Annotated in this window: 24 protein-coding genes; 3 read left to right on the top strand and 21 right to left on the bottom strand. The window is 61.3% G+C overall.

The annotated features are described in order from the left end of the window. Positions 1-128: 128 nt before the first annotated feature. The 3 genes from ntrC to dusB are packed head-to-tail and all read right to left on the bottom strand — an operon-like array spanning position 129 to position 3,717. Positions 129-1,580 (bottom strand): nitrogen regulation protein NR(I), encoded by a 1,452-nt coding sequence (gene ntrC, locus C0V73_RS11055; protein WP_102020041.1) that lies wholly within the window; start codon positions 1,578-1,580, stop codon positions 129-131. Continuing rightward, complete coding sequence (locus C0V73_RS11050) at positions 1,580-2,719, bottom strand: nitrogen regulation protein NR(II) (protein ID WP_102020040.1); 1,140 nt, start codon at positions 2,717-2,719, stop codon at positions 1,580-1,582. The genes ntrC and C0V73_RS11050 overlap by 1 nt, the downstream gene beginning before the upstream one ends. Beyond that, positions 2,716-3,717, bottom strand: a complete 1,002-nt coding sequence (dusB, locus tag C0V73_RS11045) for a tRNA dihydrouridine synthase DusB (RefSeq protein WP_172450127.1) — start codon at positions 3,715-3,717, stop codon at positions 2,716-2,718. Before dusB ends, C0V73_RS11050 begins: the two co-directional genes overlap by 4 nt. A gap of 173 nt (positions 3,718-3,890) precedes the next feature. Here dusB and C0V73_RS11040 point away from each other — a divergent pair, with 173 nt between their 5' ends. Together C0V73_RS11040 and C0V73_RS11035 are read left to right on the top strand one after the other, a co-directional pair. After that, a complete protein-coding gene (locus C0V73_RS11040; RefSeq protein WP_102020038.1) occupies positions 3,891-5,099 on the top strand; it encodes a bifunctional 2-C-methyl-D-erythritol 4-phosphate cytidylyltransferase/2-C-methyl-D-erythritol 2,4-cyclodiphosphate synthase in 1,209 nt (402 codons plus the stop codon). Next, entirely contained in the window at positions 5,099-5,605 is a 507-nt protein-coding gene (locus C0V73_RS11035; RefSeq protein WP_102020037.1) for a CinA family protein, read from the top strand. The genes C0V73_RS11040 and C0V73_RS11035 overlap by 1 nt, the downstream gene beginning before the upstream one ends. Here the strand turns inward: C0V73_RS11035 and C0V73_RS11030 are convergent. The 17 genes from C0V73_RS11030 to C0V73_RS10950 form a co-directional block, all read right to left on the bottom strand. After that, positions 5,590-6,042, bottom strand: coding sequence for a type II toxin-antitoxin system RatA family toxin (locus C0V73_RS11030; protein WP_102020355.1), 453 nt, complete (start codon positions 6,040-6,042; stop codon positions 5,590-5,592). The two genes, C0V73_RS11035 and C0V73_RS11030, sit on opposite strands and share 16 nt — an antisense overlap. A gap of 10 nt (positions 6,043-6,052) precedes the next feature. Further along, positions 6,053-6,613, bottom strand: coding sequence for an AAA family ATPase (locus tag C0V73_RS11025; RefSeq protein WP_172450159.1), 561 nt, complete (start codon positions 6,611-6,613; stop codon positions 6,053-6,055). 21 nt (positions 6,614-6,634) lie between these two features. Beyond that, positions 6,635-6,931, bottom strand: a complete 297-nt coding sequence (locus C0V73_RS11020; protein WP_102020035.1) for a HigA family addiction module antitoxin — start codon at positions 6,929-6,931, stop codon at positions 6,635-6,637. 8 nt (positions 6,932-6,939) lie between these two features. After that, positions 6,940-7,221 (bottom strand): type II toxin-antitoxin system RelE/ParE family toxin, encoded by a 282-nt coding sequence (locus C0V73_RS11015; RefSeq protein ID WP_102020034.1) that lies wholly within the window; start codon positions 7,219-7,221, stop codon positions 6,940-6,942. A gap of 26 nt (positions 7,222-7,247) precedes the next feature. Continuing rightward, positions 7,248-8,243, bottom strand: coding sequence for a lipoyl synthase (gene lipA, locus C0V73_RS11010; protein WP_102020033.1), 996 nt, complete (start codon positions 8,241-8,243; stop codon positions 7,248-7,250). A 40-nt stretch (positions 8,244-8,283) separates the two neighbouring features. Then, entirely contained in the window at positions 8,284-8,538 is a 255-nt protein-coding gene (locus C0V73_RS11005; RefSeq protein ID WP_172450126.1) for a GlsB/YeaQ/YmgE family stress response membrane protein, read from the bottom strand. A gap of 76 nt (positions 8,539-8,614) precedes the next feature. Beyond that, a complete protein-coding gene (lpdA, locus tag C0V73_RS11000) occupies positions 8,615-10,060 on the bottom strand; it encodes a dihydrolipoyl dehydrogenase (RefSeq protein WP_102020032.1) in 1,446 nt (481 codons plus the stop codon). A gap of 75 nt (positions 10,061-10,135) precedes the next feature. After that, on the bottom strand, positions 10,136-10,402 hold the full coding sequence (locus C0V73_RS10995) for a YdcH family protein (RefSeq protein WP_102020031.1): 267 nt from the start codon (positions 10,400-10,402) through the stop codon (positions 10,136-10,138). A 110-nt stretch (positions 10,403-10,512) separates the two neighbouring features. Continuing rightward, positions 10,513-11,151: an SGNH/GDSL hydrolase family protein gene (locus C0V73_RS10990; protein WP_102020030.1), complete on the bottom strand. Its 639-nt coding sequence runs from the start codon at positions 11,149-11,151 to the stop codon at positions 10,513-10,515. 16 nt (positions 11,152-11,167) lie between these two features. Next, entirely contained in the window at positions 11,168-12,511 is a 1,344-nt protein-coding gene (locus C0V73_RS10985) for a pyruvate dehydrogenase complex dihydrolipoamide acetyltransferase (RefSeq protein ID WP_102020029.1), read from the bottom strand. Between the two features lie 12 nt (positions 12,512-12,523). Beyond that, on the bottom strand, positions 12,524-13,900 hold the full coding sequence (locus C0V73_RS10980; protein WP_102020028.1) for a pyruvate dehydrogenase complex E1 component subunit beta: 1,377 nt from the start codon (positions 13,898-13,900) through the stop codon (positions 12,524-12,526). Between the two features lie 15 nt (positions 13,901-13,915). Then, positions 13,916-14,962: a pyruvate dehydrogenase (acetyl-transferring) E1 component subunit alpha gene (gene pdhA, locus C0V73_RS10975; RefSeq protein WP_102020027.1), complete on the bottom strand. Its 1,047-nt coding sequence runs from the start codon at positions 14,960-14,962 to the stop codon at positions 13,916-13,918. Positions 14,963-15,110: 148 nt separating this feature from the next. Continuing rightward, positions 15,111-15,428 carry a septum formation initiator family protein gene (locus C0V73_RS10970; RefSeq protein WP_102020026.1) on the bottom strand — a complete coding sequence of 106 codons (318 nt, stop codon included), beginning with the start codon at positions 15,426-15,428 and terminating at the stop codon, positions 15,111-15,113. A 147-nt stretch (positions 15,429-15,575) separates the two neighbouring features. Beyond that, complete coding sequence (gene eno, locus C0V73_RS10965) at positions 15,576-16,850, bottom strand: phosphopyruvate hydratase (protein WP_102020025.1); 1,275 nt, start codon at positions 16,848-16,850, stop codon at positions 15,576-15,578. Between the two features lie 214 nt (positions 16,851-17,064). Beyond that, positions 17,065-17,913, bottom strand: a complete 849-nt coding sequence (kdsA, locus tag C0V73_RS10960; RefSeq protein WP_102020024.1) for a 3-deoxy-8-phosphooctulonate synthase — start codon at positions 17,911-17,913, stop codon at positions 17,065-17,067. Further along, on the bottom strand, positions 17,910-18,803 hold the full coding sequence (locus C0V73_RS10955; RefSeq protein WP_102020023.1) for a VOC family protein: 894 nt from the start codon (positions 18,801-18,803) through the stop codon (positions 17,910-17,912). The genes kdsA and C0V73_RS10955 overlap by 4 nt, the downstream gene beginning before the upstream one ends. 27 nt (positions 18,804-18,830) lie before the next feature. Then, a complete protein-coding gene (locus tag C0V73_RS10950; RefSeq protein WP_102020022.1) occupies positions 18,831-19,373 on the bottom strand; it encodes a DUF1003 domain-containing protein in 543 nt (180 codons plus the stop codon). 201 nt (positions 19,374-19,574) lie between these two features. Between C0V73_RS10950 and lexA the strand changes: the two genes are divergently transcribed. Further along, a complete protein-coding gene (gene lexA / locus C0V73_RS10945; RefSeq protein WP_102020021.1) occupies positions 19,575-20,288 on the top strand; it encodes a transcriptional repressor LexA in 714 nt (237 codons plus the stop codon). Here the strand turns inward: lexA and C0V73_RS10940 are convergent. Then, entirely contained in the window at positions 20,269-22,542 is a 2,274-nt protein-coding gene (locus C0V73_RS10940) for a ComEC/Rec2 family competence protein (protein ID WP_245407958.1), read from the bottom strand. The two genes, lexA and C0V73_RS10940, sit on opposite strands and share 20 nt — an antisense overlap. Positions 22,543-22,635: the final 93 nt, after the last annotated feature.

The following is a 22,635-nucleotide window of genomic DNA, read 5'->3' as shown; positions in this document are numbered from 1 at the left end:
GTTCCCGTCGACTTTGTTTCTGCAAGGCTCGTCACATCGCAAGCCATGAACGGCCACGTTCCATCACGATGAGACGTGACTTTTGAGCAACGCAATGTGGCGAAATTGCAACGGCGGTTCCGCAATTGTCAAGCGGAGCGGGAGCTTCGATAGACCGAGACGCCCAGCTCCCGGATCTTCTTGCGCAGCGTGTTGCGATTTAGGCCGAGCAGATCGGCTGCCTTGATCTGATTACCACGGGTGGCGGTCAGGGCAGCGAGAATCAGCGGATATTCCATTTCCGTCAGAACACGGTCGTAGAGGCCCGACGGCGGGAGGGCGTCGCCGAACGAGGCGAAGTAGGTCCGCATGTTCTCCTCGACGGCCTGCGAGATCGTCATCGTGCCGGAGGGCATGCCGACCTTGGCGATCGGGCTGTCGGAGACATCGGCACGCAGTTCCTGCTCGACGATTTCACGCGCGATCACATCCTGTGGATAAAGCGCCATGAGGCGGCGCACCACATTCTCAAGCTCGCGGACATTGCCCGGCCAGGCATAGGACTTCATCACTTCGAGCGCTTCGTGGTCGAAACGCTTCGAATCGAGACCTTCCTTTTCGCCCTGCTGGATGAAATGGCGGACGAGATCCGGAATGTCCTCGGCGCGGTCGCGCAGCGGCGGCAGGCGCAACGGCACGACGTTCAGGCGATAATAGAGATCTTCGCGGAAGAGGCCCTGGTTGATCGACTGCTTCAGGTCCTTGTTGGTGGCTGCGACGATTCGGACATCGGTCCGGATCGGGGTACGGCCACCAACGGTGGTGTACTCGCCCTGCTGCAGGACGCGAAGCAGACGGGTCTGGGCATCCATCGGCATGTCGCCGATTTCGTCGAGGAAGAGCGTGCCGCCCTCGGCCTGCTCGAAACGGCCAGTGGAGCGGGTCTGGGCGCCGGTAAAGGCACCCTTCTCGTGGCCAAAGAGTTCGGATTCGATCAGGTCGCGCGGGATTGCGGCCATGTTGATCGCGACGAAGGGACCGTTCCGGCGCTTGCCGTAATCGTGCAGCGCCTTGGCGACCAATTCCTTACCAGTGCCCGATTCGCCGGTGATCATCAGCGTCAGGTCCGTCTGCATCAGGCGGGCGAGTACGCGGTAGATTTCCTGCATGGCGGCCGAGCGGCCGACGAGCGGCATGCCGTCCTGCATGTCGTCGTCGAGACGCGCCGGGCGCTTTTTCGGCTCCGACAGCGCGCGACCGATGATGGCGATCAGCTCGGTGAGATCGAAGGGCTTAGGCAGGTAGTCATAGGCGCCCTTCTCGGAGGCCTTGATGGCAGTCATGAAAGTGTTCTGGGCGCTCATGACCAGAACTGGCAGGTCCGGCCGCGCCTTCTTGATGCGCGGCAGGAGGTCGAAAGCGTTTTCATCCGGCATGACCACGTCGGTCACAACCAGATCGCCCTCGCCTGCCGAAATCCAGCGCCAGAGGGTGGCAGCGTTCGAGGTGATCCTGACGTCGTAACCTGCACGGCTCAATGCCTGGTTCAGCACCGTGCGGATCGCAGCATCGTCATCTGCAACAAGGATCGTGGCCGTCATCAGTTCGTTCCCGTGGATTTGGCAAGAGGCGCATCGTCGAGCGCTGTCTCTTTCGACATGGGCATGAGGACCCGGAAAGTGGTGCGGTTCGCCTGGCTGTCGCATTCAACGATGCCGCCATGGCCGCCGATGATTTTGGCCACCAGCGCCAGCCCCAGACCGGAGCCGTTTGTCTTCGTCGTGATGAAAGGATCGAAGAGATGCGGCAACAGATCGGACGGCACGCCTGGCCCATTGTCATGGACGCAGAATTCGAGTGGCAGCGAGATCTTCTCGCGGGAGCCCGCGACCGAGAGGCGAATGCCCGGGCGATAGGCAGTCGTCAGCTGGATCTCGCCATCGGAGCGTTCGCCGATCGCTTCGGCAGCGTTCTTGACGAGGTTGAGGAAGACCTGCACCAGCTGGTCACGGTTGGCAAAGACCGGCGGCAGAGAGGGGTCGTAATTTTCGGTGATGCGGATGTTGCGGGCAAAGCCTGCCTTGGCGACGGCCTTCACCTGATCGAGGACAGAGTGGATGTTGATCGATTGACGGTCGACCGGGCGCTCGTCGGAGAAAACCTCCATGCGGTCGACCAGCGAGACTATGCGGTCGGTCTCGTCGCAGATCAGCCGGGTCAGTGCCCTGTCTTCGTCGGTTACCGCTGTCTCGAGCAATTGGGCTGCCCCACGGATGCCGGACAGCGGGTTCTTGATTTCGTGGGCGAGCATGGAGGCGAGCCCGGTGACGGAGCGGGCCGCGGCCCGATGGGTCAGCTGACGGTCGATCTTGTCGGCCATGGAGCGTTCCTGGAAGACCACGACCACATTGCCGGGCTGGCTCAAGACCGGCGCCACATAAAGGTCGACCAGCTTTTCCTGGCCGAGACGCGGCGAGCTCAGGTCGACGCGGTATTCATTCACAGGCGCGCGGCGTTCGCGAACCTGTTCGATCAGCGACAGCAGCGGACTGCCGAAGGGAATGAAGGTCGAGATGCGGTAGCGCGCCAAATGGGAAGCACTCGCGCCGAAGAAGGCTTCCGCCTCCCAATTGGCGAATGCGATATGGCCGTTCGCGTCGACCATCACCACCGGGTTCTGGATGGCGTTCAGCACGGCCATGGCGAGGCCATTGGTGCCCGCGTTGTCGTTCGCCGTCATGCGGCCTCCTGTCTGGCGCTGGCGTCGGCACTGCTCGAGAGCGCAAGCTCCAGAGCCTCGGCGACAAAACCGGCGTCCTTCGATGTCATGATTGCGGCCTTGGTTTCGCCCGCGAGATCGCGTGCGTGGCGGTCGAGATACCAGCCGAGGTGCTTGCGGGCATGGCGGACGCCGACCTCCGGGCCATAATGCTCCAGCATCATCCTGTAGTGCTCGACAACAAGGCCGGGGATCTCGGAAGCCTGAGGACCGGCATGACCAGCCAGGACACCGGCATGCCAGGGCCTGCCCTGACACGAACGTCCGACCATCACCGCATCAGCGCCCGAGCGGCGTAGGATGTCATGGGCATCCTCGACGGTCTCGACGTCGCCATTGGCGATCAGCGGAATGCGGATCACATCGCGAACAGCAGCGATGGCGTTCCAATCGGCGCGGCCTTCGTAGAATTGCATGCGCGTGCGGCCGTGGACCGTGATCAGCTGCACACCGGCAGCTTCCGCACGGGCCGCGATGTCAGGCGCGTTGATGGAGTTTACGTCCCAGCCGAGCCGCATCTTGACGGTGACCGGGATCTTGACTGCCTTCACCGTTGCTTCGATCAGCGAAAGTGCGTGATCCGGTTCACGCATGAGCGCAGACCCAGCATAACCACCGATGACCTTCTTGGCCGGGCAGCCCATGTTGATATCGATGATGTCGGCGCCGTTCGCCTCTGCAATCACGGCAGCCTCAGCCAGCCATTTCGCCTCGCGGCCGGCAAGCTGGACCATATGAGGCGTGAGCCCCGCCCCCTTGAGGCGCGACCAGCTTTCTGCTGCATTGAAGACGAGTTCGCGGCTTGCCACCATTTCGGTCACGACAAGCCCTGCGCCAAAGCCAAAGGCCAGTTGCCGGAACGGCAGATCCGTCACTCCGGACATCGGCGCAAGCACAAGCCGGTTCCGGACGGGAACCTTGCCGATGCTGAAGGGCGTGTCCAACGCGACGGAAATCAAATGATTATCTTTCAGGCAAAGAACGCATTTGCATTATTTTTAGACAGTCAGCTCTGGCTTGCCAAGAGGCAAAGCTCACGCATCGACAAAAAATCGTGCAAATGCTGGAAAAGCTGATGCCGAGCCGATAGAGCACGGTTGCGAAGAAAATGTGTCATGGACCAGGCAGGGCGATGGAGCAAGGGCGTAGCGGAACAATCGGGGTCGTGGTGGTTGCCGCAGGACGCGGCGAACGCGCCGGCGCCTCGGTCGAAGGACCCAAACAATATCGGCGGATCGGCGGCAAGCCGGTCATCTGGCACACGCTCAAGATCTTCCTCGACTGGCCCAGAAGTGGCCCGATCGCCGTGGTGATCCACCCCGAAGATCGGACGCTGCTCGAGGCAGCCGTCGCTGATTTGCCCCAACGAGAGGATCTGATCATCGTGACGGGTGGCACTACGCGACAGGCGTCGGTGCTGAACGGCTTGCGCGTCTTGCAGGATCGCGGCATCGAGCATGTGATGATCCAGGACGGCGTGCGACCCTTCGTCGATGCCGCACTTCTGGAGCGGATCGCCAGTGAACTCGCAGCTGGAAAAAGGGCCGTGCTGCCGGCCCTGCCCGTTTCGGACACGATCAAGCGCGCCGACACCTCTGGTGTCGTTGGAGCGACCGTTCCACGCAAGGATCTTTTCGCGGCGCAGACACCACAGAGCTTTCACTACGCGACCATCCTGGACGCCCACGAACGGGCAGCCGAGGAGCAGGCCGTGGATTTCACCGACGATGCCTCGATCGCCGAATGGGCGGGCCTACCGGTCCACCTGGTCGAGGGCTCGATCGACAATGTCAAACTGACCGTGCAAAGGGATATCGCCATGGCCGACGAGAAATTGCGGGGCTCCGCCCTGCCCGATGTCCGCACCGGAAACGGCTATGACGTACACCAGCTCGAAGCCGGTGATGGCGTCACGCTCTGCGGCATCTTCATTCCGCACGACCAGAAGCTCAAGGGACATTCGGATGCCGATGTCGCGCTGCATGCGCTGACAGACGCGCTGCTCGCGACCTGTGGTGCCGGTGATATCGGCGATCATTTTCCGCCCTCGGACATGCAGTGGAAGGGTGCGCCCTCGCGCATCTTCCTGGAACATGCCGCAAGGATCGTGCGTGAGGCCGGCGGCACGATCATGAACGCAGATATTTCGCTTATTGCCGAAGCACCTAAGATCGGACCCCATCGCCAGGCCATGCGGGAAAAGCTCTCGGAAATTCTCGGCATCTCGCTTGATCGCTGCTCGGTGAAGGCGACGACCAACGAGACGATCGGCTTTGTCGGCCGGCGCGAGGGGATCGCGGCAATTGCCACGGCGACCGTCGTCTTCCGCGGTGCAGAGTGATGGGGCTTTATCCGGCCGACATCGAGGCGCAGGCCGCAGAGATCATTGCCGCCTATCGACACCTGGGCTGGATGATCGCGACGGCCGAGTCCTGCACCGGCGGGTTGATTGCCGGTGCACTCACCGAGATTGCCGGTTCGTCCGCCGTCGTCGACCGCGGTTTCGTCACCTATACGAACCAGGCGAAAATGGATCTGATCGGCGTTTCAGCGGCAACGCTGGAGGTTTTCGGAGCCGTGTCGAAAGAGACGGCGCTGCAGATGGCGCATGGGGCGCTGATGCGTTCGGGTGCCGAGGTTGCTGTGGCCGTTACCGGCATCGCCGGACCGGGTGGCGGCTCGGCGGAGAAGCCGATTGGCCTCGTGCATCTCGCCTTGAAAACCCGCTCGGGTTTCATCGATCACCGGGAGATGCGCTACGGCGAGATCGGACGAGATCAGGTGCGGCTTGCGACCGTCAGGACTGCGCTTGAAATGCTGGCTGCTGCAGCTCAGACCCCGGCATAGATCTTGTCGGCACGCGCTTCGAAGGCTTCTGAGAACATGCGGAAGGCACGGTCGAACATCGAGCCCATGAGTGCGCCGAGAATGCGGTTCTTGAACTCATAGTCGATGTAGAAATGCACCGAGCAGCCGCCATCCGCCGTTTCTTCGAAGCGCCAGCGATTGTCCAGATACTTGAAGGGACCCTCGATATATTTAACATCGATGGCGCGCTCGGAGGGGGTCAGCAGGACCTGCGTCGTGAAGGTCTCGCGGATCGCCTTGTAGCCCACCGTCATGTCAGCCAGCAGCAATTCCTTGCCATCGCGTTCGCGGCGCGAGCGAATGGTTAGCGCTTCGCAGAGCGGCAGAAATTCCGGATAGCGCTCGATGTCGGCGACGAGAGCATACATGCGGTCGGGCGAGTGCTTGACGGGGCGGCGGGTTTCGAATTGTGGCATGAAGCGGGACTTAATGAGGAAGTCCCGCGAGATCAAGCAGGTGCGCCATTTCGCCGTGGGATTTGAGGGTTATCACCGGTATGGTCGCGCCGTGACGATCGATTTCCTGGATGATGCGCGGGGCAAAGCGGCGCTCGAAGTTCCAGATGTAGGAGAGGAATTCGCGGTCGGGTAAGGGTTCGGGGCAGCCTTCCGCCATATCAGGTCTGACTGTACCTTTGTAACGCGTCACTCTTTTCGCAACGCCCAGAAGGCATTTCCATCTGGAAAGCCGCAGCCAAATAATGAGGTCCGTGCGCGGTAGCCTTATGTCAAATGAAGACGAACCACTGCCGTCTATGACCCAGGCCTCGCCGGCGGCCAAGTCTCTCAAACGTTCACGTTGCTCTTGCCTGCTCCGTTCCTCCCAACCGGGCAGCCAGCGCACATCCTTGTCGAGCGAAACGTAGGTTAGATTGAGCGAGGATGCGAGGCACTGGGAATACGTGCTCTTTCCGGCTCCTGATGAGCCGATGACACAGATGCGGCTTGAGGCACGCAATCGCATCGCGGCATCATTTCCGAGCGGGATCACCAACATTCGGAGCACCCGTCAAGCTGCTGCCACGGGCCTGATCTGATCAAGACCCTTCGCGGTTTTGCTTGCCTGAGCAAGGTCGTAGGTGCGCTGAAGGTTCAGCCAAAATTCAGGACTTGTCGAGAAATAGCGTGCCAGCCGTAACGCGATCTCCGCCGTTACATGGCCATCGCCTTTGTCCAGTGATTCCAGCGCAGGCAAGGGTATACCGGTCTCCGTAGCCACCGTCGTGCACACCAGCCCGAAGTCAGCGATGAAATCATCGAAAAGGACGCGACCGGGATGGATGGGTTCTTCGGGCAATTGCAGCATCTCGCACCTCAGTGGTAGTCGCAAACTTCGACGTCGTAAGCATCCCCATCGACCCATCGGAAGCATATTCGCCACTGATCGTTGATCCGGATCGGATGCTGGCCTTCTCGATTGCCTCTCAGCTTCTCCAGCCGATTGCTCGGCGGTACGCGCAAGTCACCGAGATCGTGAGCGGCGTCTATTGCCATCAGCTTTCGCCGGGCCCGTTCGACTACGTCCGGCGGGAGCGCTCGAACGTTTGAGGTCTTGAAAAGTTGCTCCGTCAGTTTGTCCTTGAAATCTCTTATCATGATTTCATCCAAACCGACAGGGCAGCCTAGGTACGAACCAGTTGCAGATTCTCCCGCGCCGCCTTCAACCGTGCGAAGTCATCGCCGGCATGGTGCGAGGACCGGGTCAGCGGGCTTGAGGACACCATCAGGAAGCCCTTGGTATAGGCGATGTCCTCGTAGGACTTGAACTCTTCCGGGGTGACGAAGCGCTCGACCTTGTGGTGCTTGCGGGTCGGCTGGAGATACTGGCCGATGGTCAGGAAATCGACGTCGGCCGTGCGCAGGTCGTCCATCAACTGCAGCACTTCGTTCCGCTCTTCCCCCAGGCCGACCATGATGCCCGACTTGGTGAACATGGTCGGGTCGAGTTCCTTGACCCGCTGCAGCAGGCGCACGGAGTGGAAGTAGCGCGCGCCCGGACGGACGGTCAGATAGTTACCGGGTACGGTTTCCATGTTGTGGTTGAAGACGTCGGGCTTGGCAGCGACGACACGCTCCAGGGCACCGGGCTTCTTGAGGAAGTCCGGGGTCAGGATCTCGATCGTGGTTTGCGGCGATGCGGCGCGGATCGCCCAGATCACCTTCTCGAAATGTTCAGCGCCGCCATCAGCCAAGTCATCACGGTCGACGGAGGTGATAACCACGTGCTGCAGGCCCATCTGGCGGACAGCCTTGGCGACGTTATCAGGTTCGTCCAGGTCGAGTGCATTGGGCTTGCCAGTCGCGACATTGCAGAAGGCGCAGGCGCGGGTACAGATCTCGCCCATGATCATAAAGGTCGCGTGCTTCTTGTCCCAGCACTCGCCGATGTTCGGGCAGCCGGCCTCTTCACAGACCGTCACCAGCTTGTGGGAACGGACGAGTTCGCGGGTCTCGTGATAGCCCTTCGAGGTCGGCGCCTTGACGCGGATCCATTCCGGCTTGCGCAGCACTTCGGTGTCGGGCTTGTGGGCCTTTTCCGGGTGGCGCACACGCTTTTCGTCTGCGGGCGCCAGAGGTGCCGCGTTCGAAAGATTGGTCCTGTCGAGAATGGTGACCATGGTCAAAACCCTGTCCCGCCGCTCGTGCGGCTGATCGAGATTACCGCCGGACGAGCCGGGCAATGAAGAGAAGGATGCTGGCACCGACGAAGCTGGTGAGCAGGTAGCCGAGCCAGTCACCTTCGACAAAGATGCCGAGGCGACGGAAGATCGCGGCTGCGATTGCAGCACCGACGATGCCGATCACGATGTTCATGAAGACGCCGAAGCGCATGTCCATCAGCTTGCCGGCAAGCCAGCCAGCGAGGCCGCCGAAGAAGATCGTCGCGATAATGCCGACTTCAAACCCTGCCACGTCGAACTCCCTTCGGATCGTCAATTTGGAACCTGCCGCCCATATAGGCGGCGAGGTTCCGTTTCACAACCGGGCTTTAGGCGTTGAGCACCCGGCCATAGGCGTCGAGCACGCTTTCCTTCATCATTTCCGACAGCGTCGGATGCGGGAAGATCGTGTGCATCAGCTCTTCTTCTGTCGTCTCCAGGTTCATCGCGACGACAAAGCCCTGGATGAGCTCGGTCACTTCCGCGCCAACCATGTGGGCGCCGATGAGTTCGCCGGTCTTCTTGTCGAAGATCGTCTTGATCATGCCCTGGTCTTCGCCGAGTGCGATCGCCTTGCCGTTGGCGGCAAAGGAATAGCGGCCAACGCGGATCTCGCGGCCCTGTTCTTTGGCCTTGGCTTCCGTCAGGCCGACCGAGGCAACCTGCGGGTTGCAATAGGTGCAGCCGGGGATCTTGGCCTTGTCCATCGGGTGAACGTTCGGCAGGCCCGCGATCTTCTCGATGCAGATGACGCCTTCATGCTCGGCCTTGTGGGCGAGCATCGGGGGGCCTGCCACGTCGCCGATCGCATAGAGGCCCGGCACATTGGTCTTGCCGTAGCCGTCGATGACGATGCAGCCGCGATCGGTCTTCACGCCGAGCGTTTCAAGGCCGAGATTCTCGATATTGCCCTGGACGCCGACGGCGGAGATCAGGCGATCAGCGGTGATCGTCTGGACCTTGCCATCCTTGGTTTCGATATGGGCGGTGATCGAGTTTGCGCCCTTTTCGACCTTCGACACCTTGGCCTCGGTGATGATCTTCAGGCCGCGCTTTTCCAGCTGCTTGCGGGCGAAGGTGGAGATCTCAACGTCCTCGACCGGCATGATGTTGGCCATCAGCTCGACAACGGTCACATCGACGCCCATGGAGCGATAGAAGGAGGCGAATTCGATACCGATCGCGCCCGATCCCATGACAACCATGGACTTCGGCATGAAGTCCGGCTTCATCGCTTCGAAATAGGTCCAGATCAGCTTGCCATCCGGCTCGATGCCCGGAAGTGCGCGCGGACGGGCGCCCGTCGCGACGATGATGTGCTTTGCGGTGTAGGTGCCCTCGCCCAACACGCCCTTCGGAACCGGGTTCTGCGGCTCGACGACGGGCTTTGTCATCTTGCCGACCACGACTTCGCCGGGCTTGGTCAGCTTGGCTTCGCCCCAGATGACGTCGATCTTGTTCTTCTTCATCAGGAAGGCGACGCCGCCGTTCAGGCGGGCCGAAACGCCGCGTGAACGGGCGACCACGTCCTTGACGTCGGCGGTCATCGTGCCATTCAACGTCAGGCCGTAGGATTTTGCATGGTTGGCGTGATCGAGGATCTCGGCCGAGCGCAGAAGCGCCTTGGTCGGGATGCAGCCCCAGTTGAGGCAGATGCCGCCCAGATGCTCGCGCTCGATGATCGCCGTCTTCAGGCCGAGCTGGGCTGCACGAATAGCGGTGACGTAGCCGCCGGGGCCGGAGCCGATGATGATGACGTCGTAAGCATTCGACATGGGCGCTTCCACTCCTCGGTTTCCTGCGAGCCCCCGCTCCAGCGGAGGCCCGTTTCGGGACTGGAAGCGAGACCCTCAGGCTGCGGGTGTCTCGGCTTCCGGTTCGTGACGAACCAGCATCCCGTAGATTTCATCCTTGAGCTGCATCCGCTTCTTGCGCATTTCCACGATGTGGAAGTCGTCTGCAGGCTCGACATCGGTTTCGGCGCGGTGGATGGCCCGGTTTACCTCATGATAGGTTTCGAACAATCTCGCGAAATGACCATCCGTTTCCTTCAGATGACGCATCAGCGCGACGTGTTCCGGGAATTCCACTGCCAGTTCGTGCGGTGTGTTCGACATGATCCCATCTCCTCTTGCGGGTTGATGGGCTCAGGTTAGACGCAGCGCACAAGACCTCCTTGATTTTGATCAACGCGCCCTGATGGAGAGTTCAGGACGCCGTGTTTTCTTCAAAGCCCGAGCATCATGCGGACGATCGGCTCAAGGCCGCGTCCGATGGCGCGCGTGTTCTCGGCATCCAGGTGGATGCCGTCGAGCGGCGTGGTTTCTGCGACCGATCCGGCATCGAAAAAGGCACATCCGGCCTCATCCGCCGCATCGCGATACATGCTGGCCAGCATGGCGCCCTCTTCCACCGAGTGGTTGAACATGGCGCCGAACACCGAATTGGCCGTCTCGCGGATCGCAGGCGGCGCGACGATCAGGATTTCGGGCTCTTCGAACTCGAATCCCCAGTCGTGCTTCTGCACCTGCTTGACCAGACGCTTGACGCCGCTGGTCGCGCCGATGGCCGTTCCCTGGATGCCACGCTTGAGGTCATTCGTCCCCAGCATGATGATCACAAGATCGATCGGCTTATGCGTCGCGAGAAGCGTCGGAAGCAGCTTGGTTCCGTTGCGCTCGCAATCGCCCAGATGGTCGTCATAAGCCGTGGTGCGGCCGTTCAGGCCTTCGGCGATCACCCGGACCCCATGACCAAGCGCCTTTTGCAAGACGCTCGTCCAGCGGTCCTCGTGGGCATGACGACCCAGGTTCACCGGGTCGTATCCCCATGTCAGGCTGTCGCCATAGGCAAGAACGGTCTTCATCTTAACCGCCCCCGGATCAGACCAGCATGCCCATCGGATTTTCGATGTAGCGCTTGAAGGCGCCGAGCAGTTCGGCACCGAGCGCGCCATCGACGCAACGGTGGTCGGTGGAGAGCGTCACGGTCATGACATTGGCGATCTTCATCTCGCCATTCTTCACGACAACCCGCTCTTCGCCGGCGCCGACCGCGAGGATCGTTGCATGTGGCGGGTTGACCACGGCCGAGAAGCTCTTCACGCCCATCATGCCCATGTTGGACACGGCAGTCGTGCCGCCCTGATATTCCTCGGGCTTCAGCTTGCGGTCCTTGGCGCGCTTGCCGAGGTCCTTCATCTCGTTGGAGATGGTGGACAGGCTCTTTTCCTCGGCCTTGCGGATAATCGGAGTGATCAGGCCGCCGGGGATCGAGACCGCCACGCCGACATCGGCATGCTTGTGCTTGACCATATTGGTGTCGGTCCAGGAGACGTTAGCATCCGGCACGTCGCGCAGTGCGAGAGCCAGGGCCTTGATCACCATGTCGTTGACCGACAGCTTGTAGGCCGGCTTGCCGTCCTTTTCAGGGGCAGCGGCGTTCAGCTGAGCACGAAGCGCCATCAGGGCATCCAGTTCGCAATCCACGGAGACGTAGAAGTGCGGAATGGTCTGTTTGGATTCCTGCAGGCGCTTGGCGATCGTCTTGCGCATGCCGTCATGCGGCACGAGCTCGTAAGAGCCTTCGGCGAAGTTCTTGAGAACGGCTTCTTCCGACGCGCCCTTGGCCAGAACCGGGGCCGGTGCGGCAGTCGACGCTGCTGCGGCAGGCGCCGGGGCAGCCTTTGCACCACCGGTGCTGACCGCCTTTTCGACGTCGCTTTTGACGACGCGGCCCTTCGGACCGGAGCCCGAGACAGCCTTCAAGTCGAGACCGGCTTCCTTGGCGAGGCGGCGCGCGAGTGGCGAGGCAAAGACCCGCTCCCCGCTCGACGCTGCTGGAGCAGCCGACGCGGCGGCGGGAGCCAGCGCTGCAGCTGGTGCCGCGGCAGGCGCAGGAGCTGCTTCTGCCTTAGGAGCAGGAGCCGCCTCGGCTTTCGGTGCGGCAGATCCGCCACCTGCGGCGGCGGCAGCCACGTCCTCGCCTTCTTCGGCGAGGATCGCGATCAATGCGTTGACCTTCACGGCCTCGGTGCCGGCGGGAACAACGATCTTTGCGACGATGCCTTCATCGACGGCTTCCACTTCCATGGTCGCCTTGTCGGTCTCGATCTCGGCGATCACGTCGCCGGACTTGACCTTGTCGCCTTCCTTAACCAGCCACTTGGCCAGATTGCCCTCTTCCATCGTCGGAGACAGGGCCGGCATGGTGATATTGATCGGCATGACCTTGCCCCCTTACTTGTAGCAGACGGTTTTGACGGCCTGAACGACTTCGGCAACGCTCGGCAGTGCCAGCTTTTCGAGATTGGCCGCGTAAGGCATCGGAACATCCTTGCCGGCGATCGTCAGGATCGGCGCATCCAGATAGTCGAAGGCCTGCTGCATGACGCGGGTCGCAATTTCGGTGCCGACGGAGGACTGCGGATAGCCTTCCTCGACGGTCACCAGGCGACCGGTCTTCTTGACGGATTCGATGACGGTCGGCAGATCCATCGGACGAATGGTCCGCAGGTCGATCAGTTCGACGTCGATGCCTTCCTTCGCCAGTTCCTCGACGGCCTTGACCGAATAGGTCATGCCAATACCGAAGGAAACGATGGTCACATCCTTACCGGTCTTGTGGATGCGCGCCTTGCCGATCGGCAGGACGAAGTCATCCATCTTCGGCACTTCAAAGGAGTGACCGTAAAGGATCTCATTTTCCAGGAAGATGACCGGGTTCGGATCGCGGATAGCAGCCTTCAAAAGGCCCTTGGCGTCGGCTGCCGTGTAGGGCATGACGACCTTCAGGCCCGGGATCTGGCTGTACCAGGCCGCGTAGTCCTGGCTGTGCTGGGCGCCGACGCGGGCAGCTGCGCCGTTCGGGCCGCGGAAGACGATCGGCGCACCCATCTGGCCGCCGGACATGTAGAGCGTCTTGGCAGCCGAGTTGATGATGTGGTCGATCGCCTGCATGGCGAAGTTGAAGGTCATGAACTCGACGATCGGCTTCAGGCCTGCCATCGCAGCACCAACGCCGAGACCGGCAAAGCCATGCTCGGTGATCGGGGTGTCGACGACGCGCTTGGCGCCGAATTCCTGCAGCAGCCCTTGCGTGATCTTGTAGGCGCCCTGATATTCGGCGACTTCCTCACCCATGATGAAGACGTCAGGGTTGGCGCGCATTTCCTCGGCCATGGCTTCGCGCAGCGCTTCACGCACCGTCATCGTCACCATTTCGGTGCCGGCCGGAACGTCCGGATCGGCAGCGACTTCAACCTTCGGAGCAGCCGGAACGGCAGCTGCAGCAGGCGCTTCGGCTGCCGGTGCGGATACCGGCTCGGCGGCAGCAGGTGCTGCCTTCGGAGCGGGTGCCGCATCAGCGCTTTCACCATCCTGCAGCAGAACGGCGATCGGCGTGTTGACCTTGACGTTCTCGGTGCCGGCCGCGATCAGCAGCTTGCCGAGCACGCCTTCATCGACGGCTTCCACTTCCATGGTCGCCTTGTCAGTCTCGATCTCGGCGATCACGTCGCCAGACTTTACGGTGTCGCCTTCCTGCTTGATCCACTTGGAAAGCGTGCCTTCTTCCATTGTCGGAGAAAGGGCGGGCATCAAAATTTCGATCGGCATGGGTTCCCTCCCCGATTACAGAAGAATGTCGGTGTAGAGCTCGGAAACATCCGGCTCCGGATCGGCCTGGGCGAAATCGGCGCTGTCCGCAACAATGTCACGCACATCCTTGTCGATCGCCTTCAGCTGGTCTTCTGAGGCCCAGCCATTCTCGAGGAGACGGGCCTTGACCTGCTCGATCGGATCCTGCTCCGACCGCATCTTCTGCACTTCTTCCTTGGAGCGATACTTCGCCGGGTCGGACATCGAGTGGCCGCGATAGCGATAGGTCAGCATTTCAAGAATGATCGGACCCTTGCCGGAACGGCAATGCTCGAGCGCCTCATCGGCGGCTGCCTTCACCGCGCGCACATCCATGCCGTCGACCTGGACGCCGGGGATGCCGAAGCCGGAGCCACGCAGCGAGTAGTTCGACTGGGCCGTGGCGCGGGCCGTCGAGGTGCCCATGGCGTAACGGTTGTTCTCAACGATGTAGATGATCGGCAGCTGCCAAAGGGCAGCCATGTTGAAGCTCTCGTAGACCTGGCCCTGGTTCGCAGCGCCGTCGCCGAAATAGGCGACAGAGACGTTGTCGTTGCCGCGATACTTGTTGGCGAAGGCAAGGCCGGTTCCGAGCGAAACCTGTGCGCCGACAATGCCGTGGCCACCATAGAAATGCTTCTCTTTCGAGAACATGTGCATGGAGCCGCCCTTGCCCTTCGACAGGCCGCTGCGGCGACCGGTGAGCTCGGCCATGACGCCGCGAGCACTCAAGCCGGCTGCGAGCATATGTCCGTGGTCGCGATAGGCGGTGATGACCTGATCGCCTTCCTTCTGCGCCATCTGCATGCCGACAACGACAGCTTCCTGGCCGATGTAAAGGTGACAGAAGCCCCCGATGAAGCCCATGCCATAAAGCTGGCCGGCCTTCTCTTCGAAACGGCGGATCAGAAGCATTTCACGATAGGCGTGAAGCTCTTCGTCTGCTCCAAATTCAGGTGAGTTCTTCCCGGTGAATTCTTTGCCGGCCGATTTGGCGGAAGACTTCCGACCGTTCGCAGCTGCTGGCTTGCGAGGCGCCATGCATCCCTCCCATGGGTTATTATGGTCCAAAGTTGAACACAGAATAGGGAAGAAAGACGACGGCGGCAATGCCATAAATGCATGGCTCACATTCGCCGCAAGCAACTGTAATGACTAAAAAATTTACGATTAACTGAATTCAGGTTAATCAGAAATAGGTGTTGAAGATGACGATTTCATCCGGGCGGGACATGTTGAGCTGATAACGCGCCTTTTCGTCGATGATATCCTCATCCAGCGAGCCATCGCTCAACAGGCTGACTTCCTTTTCGAGGACAGTCCGTTGCGCCACCAGTTTGTCGAGCTCGGCTGCGCGCTCCTTGCGAACGCGCTCAAATTCCTGGCCGGCCCTGAGGCCATAATCGCCATGAATGGAATGATAGCCGAAATAGGACAGGAAAGCGATTGTGACGGCTGGGAGAACGAGACGACCGTATTTCTTTTTCTTGTGATGTCTGGTCCACATGCCGACAAATGCCCTGAAACGCGAAACTGAAATTCCCATTCAGATTAGCGGGCATGTCTTAACCGATCGTTGACCCTGTTCCGCACCTAAAAGAAAAAGCCCGCGCCGGGGAACCGGCACGGGCTTTCAGAATGGATGCAGAGGCGATCAGCCGCGCAGGATGGAAGACCCTGCGTAACGCGCCTGCGGGCCGAGCTCTTCCTCGATACGGATCAGCTGGTTGTACTTGGCGGTGCGGTCGGAGCGGGCAAGCGAGCCGGTCTTGATCTGACCGCAGTTGGTTGCAACTGCGAGATCGGCGATCGTCGAGTCCTCGGTTTCGCCCGAACGGTGCGACATTACGGCTGTGTATGCAGCGCGATGTGCGGTCGAGACGGCGTCGAGGGTCTCCGAGAGCGAACCGATCTGGTTGACCTTGACCAGGATGGAGTTGGCAACGCCCATCTTGATACCGTCGCGCAGACGGGCCGAGTTGGTGACGAAGAGATCGTCGCCAACGAGCTGGACTTGTCTGCCGATCTTGTCGGTCAGAGCCTTCCAGCCATCCCAGTCGTCTTCTGCCATGCCGTCTTCGATCGAGAAGATCGGGTACTTGGCAGCCAGCTCAGCGAGGTATTCGGCCATGGCTTCCGGCTCGAGCGTGCGGCCTTCGCCTTCGAGAACGTACTTGCCGTCCTTGAAGAATTCGGTCGAGGCGCAGTCGAGCGCGATATGCATGTCTTCGCCCGGACGGTAGCCGGCCTTTTCGATCGACTTCATGATGAAGTCGAGGGCGGCCGGAGCGGATGCGAGACCGGGGGCAAAGCCACCTTCGTCACCGACATTGGTGTTGTGGCCGTCGGCAGCGAGCTGCTTCTTCAGCGTATGGAAGACTTCCGAGCCCATGCGAACGGCGTCGCGGATGCTATCGGCGCCAACCGGCACGATCATGAATTCCTGGAAGTCGATCGGGTTGTCGGCATGGGCGCCACCGTTGATGATGTTCATCATCGGAACCGGCAGGACATGGGCGTTCGGGCCACCGACATAACGGTAGAGCGGCAGGCCGGAAGACTGGGCTGCAGCCTTGGCGACGGCGAGCGAGACGCCGAGGATGGCGTTCGCACCGAGGCGCGCCTTGTTCGGCGTGCCGTCGAGCTCGATCATCAGGTTGTCGATCTGGATCTGGTTTTCGGCATCATGGCCGCCGATCGCATCATAGATCTCGCCGTTGACGGCTTCGACTGCCTTTTCGACGCCCTTGCCGAGGTAGCGCGAGCCACCGTCGCGGAGTTCGACGGCTTCATGCGCACCGGTCGAGGCGCCCGAGGGAACAGCCGCACGGCCCATGCTGCCGTCTTCGAGGTAGACGTCGACTTCGACGGTCGGGTTGCCGCGGCTGTCGAGAATTTCGCGGCCGATGATGTCGGTGATGGCGGTCATGTTCGCTCCCTGTAGACGGAAATTGGACAAGGCTCTGAAGGCCGATCACTGGGCAAGAAGCCACCGGACCCGCCTGTGAGTCATCCTCTCTTATCCGATGATCGGGAAAATACAATGACGGATAGGAAGCGGAATGAACGAAATCTAATCGATTTAAACTGCAACTGCCTGCGGCGCTTTCGGTTCAACCGATTGAAGCGCCGCGGAAGGTCGATCAGGACGCCTTGGCGATCCCGTCAAAGGCGATGAGTTTTTCCAAGAGCCGGCGCATGTCAGTTATCTTGACCATATTCGGACCATCCGAGGGGGCGTTGTCCGGATCCTGATGAGTCTCGATGAAGAGACCGCCGACGCCGACTGCGACTGCCGCACGGGCAAGTGTCTCGACGAATTCGCGCTGGCCACCAGATGAGCCGCCCTGCCCGCCCGGCTGTTGCACCGAGTGGGTGGCATCAAAGACGACGGGCGCGCCCATGGCGGCCATGATCGGCAGTGAGCGCATGTCGGAGACGAGCGTGTTGTAGCCGAAGGAGGCGCCGCGCTCGCAGAGCAGCACGTTCGGATTGCCGGAACCGGTGATCTTGTTGAGCACGTTCTTCATGTCCCAGGGGGCGAGGAACTGGCCCTTCTTGACGTTGATCGCACGGCCGGTCTTGGCAGCGGCAACCAGCAGGTCTGTCTGGCGGCAGAGGAAGGCCGGGATCTGCAGGATGTCCACGGTCGGGGCGACAGCAGCGCACTGTTCTTCCGTGTGGATGTCGGTGAGAACCGGAACGCCGAATTCCTTCTTGATGTCGGCAAAGACTTCCATCGCCGTTTCGAGGCCAATCCCGCGCTCGGCGGACAGCGAGGTGCGGTTCGCCTTGTCGAAGGAAGACTTGTAAACGAGGCCGAGTCCTAGTTCGCGGCAGAGCTCGACGAGCTGGCCGGCGATCATGAAGGCGTGGTCGCGGCTTTCCATCTGGCAGGGACCTGCGATCAGGGCAAAACGGCCCTTCTGCGAGAAGACGGCCTTGCCCGTACCTTCGCCGACGACGACTTCCGAATTGGGAGAAACGCTCATTTCAACTCCTCGAAGGCGAAGGTCACGCCTTGCCCCTTTTCCGGCGCGACAACGAGGCGCGCGCCCGTTTTGTGATAGTGGACGCCATTAGCAGCGAGGCAGGCTTCTGTCACGCCAAGATCAACGGTGGAGATGACCACCGCTGCACCCAGGAGACCACGCTCGGACAGGGCAAGATCCCGGCCGTAATGGGCGGAGAAGCCTTCGGTCGTCAGAACATCGACAGCCGCATTGGCGGTTTCGATCGAGAGGCCGAAGGAGTGGGCGGTGACGTCGCGCTGCTCAAGCACCATTTCCAGCAGATACTGGAAGTCGCTCGGGTTTTCCTCGATCAGGACGATCCTCTTCAGACCGATCGACCCGTTTGGATGGACAGTCAGGACGCCGCGATCGGCGGGAAGCGGGTTCACGCGCTCACAGGCAAAGGCGAAGAAATCCGGCGCCCTCAGATCCGCGGCGAAGGCCAGTCGGAAGGAACCTTCCGCCGTTCGACCATCGGGGAAACGAAACTGCCGCGCGAATTCGAGCAGAGGACCGGCGCTCTGCCCCTCGGCGCGGTAGTGCGCGTCGTCGGCTGCCGCATCATCAGTCTTGACGACGAATGCAGAGAGCCCCTCACCGCGGCGAAAGCGGAAGGCCTGGTCGCGGGCCACAAAGACATTGTTGTTGCGCTGTGCCTCGAGGCAATCCTCGCGACTCCCGACGGCCAGTGGCTCGAGATAGGTATCGTCGGCGAAGAAGACGCAGGCGTTCTCTGTGCCGAAGGGATGGCGCGCGTCGGCGGCGACAGTGAAGCCGAGCAGGGACAGACGGTTGCGGCCCGTCTCGAGGTCGACCACGGGCAGGACGAGGTGATCGATGGCGCGCGGCGCAGACATGGGATGGGACATGACGTGTCTCTGTTTCAGAAGCTAGATTTAGGAATTGATCGGTCGGCTTGAAAGGGCCTCGACTGCCTGGCGCAGGGCATCGATCTGCTCACGGGTTTCGCGCAGTTCCTTTAAGACCTGCTCATCGATCTTGTGGTGCAGCGCGAGCACCTCGATCTCGGCCTTCAGATTGATCTCATAATCCTTGGCCGCCATGAAGCGATCGCGCTCCGTCTGACGGTTCTGGCTCATCATGATGATTGGCGCCTGGATGGCGGCCACCATGGACAGAATGAGGTTTAAAAAGATGAAGGGATAGGGATCAAGCGCCCGCGTCGCCAGGATCACCGTGTTGAGGAATACCCAGGCGACGAGGAAGAGCATGAACCCGATGATGAAGGCCCAGGATCCGCCGACCCTGGCGATCGCATCCGCGAGACGCTGACCAAAGGTGGCGCCGGCCAAAAAGTCCTCGCCGGCATTCGTCGAGACCGTCCGGCGTTCGCGCGCCTTGCTCAGAACCTTCTTCTCAGCCGAGGTCAGGTCGGAGGTCTGCTTGCCCAATACAATCTTCTCGATGTCTTTCAGCATATCCCACTTCCCGAAAGAGTCTCGCGCCATGCGAGACGTCTTTTTGGCAGCGCTGCGCGCCGATCCTGTCTTGTTGCCAAGTTTCATCCCGGGCTATCGCATTTTCTCACCGGCTCTTCACGGAAATTTATCCACTTGCGGAACACAAATGGAACATATAGTGTCTGTTCTGGATTTGTTTCACCCTAAGGGGCACCACATATGCTGACGCGCAAGCAACAGGAACTGCTTCTCTTCATCCACGAACGGATGAAGGAATCGGGTGTCCCGCCGTCCTTCGACGAGATGAAGGATGCGCTGGACCTCGCATCGAAATCCGGCATCCATCGACTGATCACGGCTCTCGAAGAACGCGGCTTTATCCGCCGCCTGCCGAACAGGGCTCGTGCGCTCGAGGTGATCAAGCTTCCGGAAGCCTATACGCCGAGCCTGCAGCCGCGTCGCGGCTTTGCGCCGAGCGTGATCGAGGGCAGCCTCGGCAAGACGCCGCCACCAAGCCTCACCAAGCCGCCGGTGGAAGAGAGTAGCTCGTCTGTCTCCGTCCCGGTCATGGGGCGAATCGCTGCCGGTGTGCCAATCTCAGCCATCCAGAACAATACGCATGACATCACGGTGCCTGCCGAAATGATCGGCGCTGGCGATCACTACGCCCTTGAGGTCAAGGGTGATTCGATGATCGAAGCCGGCATTCTCGACGGCGATACGGTCATCATTCGCAATGCCTCGAATGCCAATCCGGGTGACATCATCGTTGCTCTCGTCGACGACGAAGAAGCCACGTTGAAGCGCTTCCGCCGGCGCGGTGCCTCGATCGCGCTTGAAGCCGCGAACCCGGCCTATGAAACACGCATCTTCCCGCCGGATCGCGTCAAGATCCAGGGCAAGCTGGTCGGGCTCATTCGCCGCTACCATTGATGTCGGGCATCGGGTTTGTGGGCGGCCGTTTCGTGCCGCGGCTGAATGGATCGGGCGCCATGTGTTCTGCGTCGGCTTCTCCGGTTCGCCAGTCATAAAGCCGGTGCGCGGTCCAGGGCCGCGCCGCGCCCTCGAAAGAAGTTTTGATCGCCAGGCCTTGCGGCCTGCTTGCAACGCCTGAGATCTCGATGGCGCCAGTGGCTCTCAGGCTTGTCTGCGAGAAGAGAACCGCACCGGATCGGCAATAGGTCTGCCGGGTCTTTGCGGCGAGGACGACCAGATCGGCGCGGTCACAGGCTGCGCCGAGAAGTTCAGAGCGGTCGACAGTCACAATTGTTTTTCCGGATATCAGCTTTAGGGCGCAAGCCTGGCTTATGCAGACGAAGCGCCTGGTCTCGGCCGAGGCGATCAGGCGGTCGAAGATCATGCCTGCTTCCTCTTGCTGGGCATCCGTCCACGTTTCGCCCAGGCGCCAATCGGGTCCCGGCGGCAATGGCCCGAGGTCAAGCATCAGCGGCGGCACGGGTTTGTCGATACCGAGGACGGGCTGCCACTGATCGAAGAGGAAGGCAGAGGGGCGCGCGCGATTGGTGGCGAGGGTGGCTTCGGTATCCTCCCCTGTCCAGACGGCCACGAGGCGTGCGTCTTCGCTGATCATCACGTCGCTTGGCTTCTCCCGCGGTGCCCACCATGTCGCAGCCACTGTGACGGCGATCAACGCCGTGCCGACATGACGCAGACTTGTTCGCAGGAGCGTCAATAGCAGCATGCCGGCAACCGTCCCAATAAGGAACGAGGCCGGCAATCGCGGGAAGATGTAGCCTCCACCCCATCCGGCCACTGTGTGTGCGACCAGTAGCACCAGTTCCAATCCCTGCCCCATCACCCAGAAGAAGGGCGCATCGAGACCAAGCGGCATCATCAGCATCGCGATGAAGCCCGCGGGCATGACGACAATCGAAATCAGCGGCATTGCGGCGAGATTGGCTTCGAGGCCGTGAGTCGAGAGCCGGTGGAAATGGGTGATGGCGAAGATGGCGGTTGCCATTCCACCGATCAGGGAGGTTGCGAGTGTGCCGCAGACGAAGGTGGCGCTTGCCGCTGCAATCCGCATCCCGACAGACCGCGCAGGCGGAAGGATCGCGCGCGGCCTTGCCCGCCACCCAGCATAGCCCGCGATCAATCCGGCGGTCGCCGCAAACGACATCTGGAAGCTCGGCCCCATGACGGTTGACGGTTGGACACAGAGGATGGCAATCGCCGCCAGGGCGAGATTGCGCAGGCTGACGGCGGGCCGGTCGAAAAGCACGGCCGTCAGCATGATCGCGGTCATCAGATAGGCCCGGAGCGCCGAGACCTGATAGCCGGAGATCAGCACATAGCCAGTCGTGGCGATGAGCGCGCCCACCGCCGCGATCTTCTTGATCGGATAACGCTGGGCAAGAACAGGCACAAGGCTGAGCAGGCCACGCAAGCCGACGAAAAAGATGCCGGCAGCAAGCGCCATGTTGAGACCGGAGATCGCGGTGATATGCGCGAGGCCCGAGACCCGCAACACCTCTGTCGCGTCCTCCGACATGGAGCGACGCTCGCCGGTGATGATCGAGGCGGCGAAGGCGCCGGGGTCTCCCGGCAGGACCGCGCGGATGCGATTCGAAATGCGGTCTCGGAGCGAAAACAGGGCCGCATCAAAGCGGGCAGCGAGGCTCACGGCTTCCCCCTGCCCTCCCGGCTCCAGCTTCGGTGGACCGAGAAAGAAACCAACAGCACCGATTCCGGCAAAGTAGCTCTGGAAGGCAAAGTCGTTGAGACCCGGCAGGGCCGGACCGGAGGGGGGAGAGAGCCGCGCGCGGCCAGTAAGGCGCTCCCCGATCGCCGCCGGCACATGCTTGCTGCGGGCAAGGAGGTTCACCCGATCGGGCGGACGTCGCACCGTCGGCTCGACCGTCTGCAGGATCCGCACAGTGTAGCGCCATTCGCCGGCTGCGCCCTGCTCCCTTCGCTCGACAATGCCGCTCACGGTTGTGACGAGCGGCTGATCAAGGATCACAGTCGACAACCGGCGGGTCTCCCACTCGGCCAACAGCATGCCGATGACTGTCAGACATGCGCCCCATAGGATGATGTGCGTGGCAGTATGCCTGAGCGACCGCACGAGCGGGATCGAAAGTACGGCGAGGATAGACAAAAGGACCGAGGCCGAAGGCGGGCTCTTGACGGCAAACCAGATTGCCGCGCCGGCACCCAGGCACACCGGCACGAAGAGGAAGAGATGCCCATGGCGAACCTCGTCCGTTGTGCACTGCCTGATATGAAGCGCAATCCGCCCCAGTCGGTTACGGGTTAG

The organism is Rhizobium sp. TH135 (assembly GCF_002855515.1).
In the GTDB taxonomy this organism is placed as follows: Bacteria; Pseudomonadota; Alphaproteobacteria; order Rhizobiales; family Rhizobiaceae; genus Allorhizobium.
This window is presented reverse-complemented; position numbering and strand designations above follow the sequence as displayed.

Excerpts from the sequence above, each read along its gene's own strand:
- ntrC (WP_102020041.1), bottom strand. The coding sequence starts at position 1,580 with ATGACGGCCACGATCCTTGTTGCAGATGACGATGCTGCGATCCGCACG.
- C0V73_RS11050 (WP_102020040.1), bottom strand. The coding sequence starts at position 2,719 with ATGACGGCGAACGACAACGCGGGCACCAATGGCCTCGCCATGGCCGTG.
- C0V73_RS11040 (WP_102020038.1), top strand. The coding sequence starts at position 3,891 with ATGGAGCAAGGGCGTAGCGGAACAATCGGGGTCGTGGTGGTTGCCGCA.
- C0V73_RS11035 (WP_102020037.1), top strand. The coding sequence starts at position 5,099 with ATGGGGCTTTATCCGGCCGACATCGAGGCGCAGGCCGCAGAGATCATT.
- C0V73_RS11030 (WP_102020355.1), bottom strand. The coding sequence starts at position 6,042 with ATGCCACAATTCGAAACCCGCCGCCCCGTCAAGCACTCGCCCGACCGC.
- C0V73_RS11020 (WP_102020035.1), bottom strand. The coding sequence starts at position 6,931 with ATGCTGCAATTGCCCGAAGAACCCATCCATCCCGGTCGCGTCCTTTTC.
- C0V73_RS11015 (WP_102020034.1), bottom strand. The coding sequence starts at position 7,221 with ATGATAAGAGATTTCAAGGACAAACTGACGGAGCAACTTTTCAAGACC.
- lipA (WP_102020033.1), bottom strand. The coding sequence starts at position 8,243 with ATGGTCACCATTCTCGACAGGACCAATCTTTCGAACGCGGCACCTCTG.
- lpdA (WP_102020032.1), bottom strand. The coding sequence starts at position 10,060 with ATGTCGAATGCTTACGACGTCATCATCATCGGCTCCGGCCCCGGCGGC.
- C0V73_RS10995 (WP_102020031.1), bottom strand. The coding sequence starts at position 10,402 with ATGTCGAACACACCGCACGAACTGGCAGTGGAATTCCCGGAACACGTC.
- C0V73_RS10990 (WP_102020030.1), bottom strand. The coding sequence starts at position 11,151 with ATGAAGACCGTTCTTGCCTATGGCGACAGCCTGACATGGGGATACGAC.
- C0V73_RS10985 (WP_102020029.1), bottom strand. The coding sequence starts at position 12,511 with ATGCCGATCAATATCACCATGCCGGCCCTGTCTCCGACGATGGAAGAG.
- C0V73_RS10980 (WP_102020028.1), bottom strand. The coding sequence starts at position 13,900 with ATGCCGATCGAAATTTTGATGCCCGCCCTTTCTCCGACAATGGAAGAA.
- pdhA (WP_102020027.1), bottom strand. The coding sequence starts at position 14,962 with ATGGCGCCTCGCAAGCCAGCAGCTGCGAACGGTCGGAAGTCTTCCGCC.
- C0V73_RS10970 (WP_102020026.1), bottom strand. The coding sequence starts at position 15,428 with ATGTGGACCAGACATCACAAGAAAAAGAAATACGGTCGTCTCGTTCTC.
- eno (WP_102020025.1), bottom strand. The coding sequence starts at position 16,850 with ATGACCGCCATCACCGACATCATCGGCCGCGAAATTCTCGACAGCCGC.
- kdsA (WP_102020024.1), bottom strand. The coding sequence starts at position 17,913 with ATGAGCGTTTCTCCCAATTCGGAAGTCGTCGTCGGCGAAGGTACGGGC.
- C0V73_RS10955 (WP_102020023.1), bottom strand. The coding sequence starts at position 18,803 with ATGTCCCATCCCATGTCTGCGCCGCGCGCCATCGATCACCTCGTCCTG.
- C0V73_RS10950 (WP_102020022.1), bottom strand. The coding sequence starts at position 19,373 with ATGCTGAAAGACATCGAGAAGATTGTATTGGGCAAGCAGACCTCCGAC.
- lexA (WP_102020021.1), top strand. The coding sequence starts at position 19,575 with ATGCTGACGCGCAAGCAACAGGAACTGCTTCTCTTCATCCACGAACGG.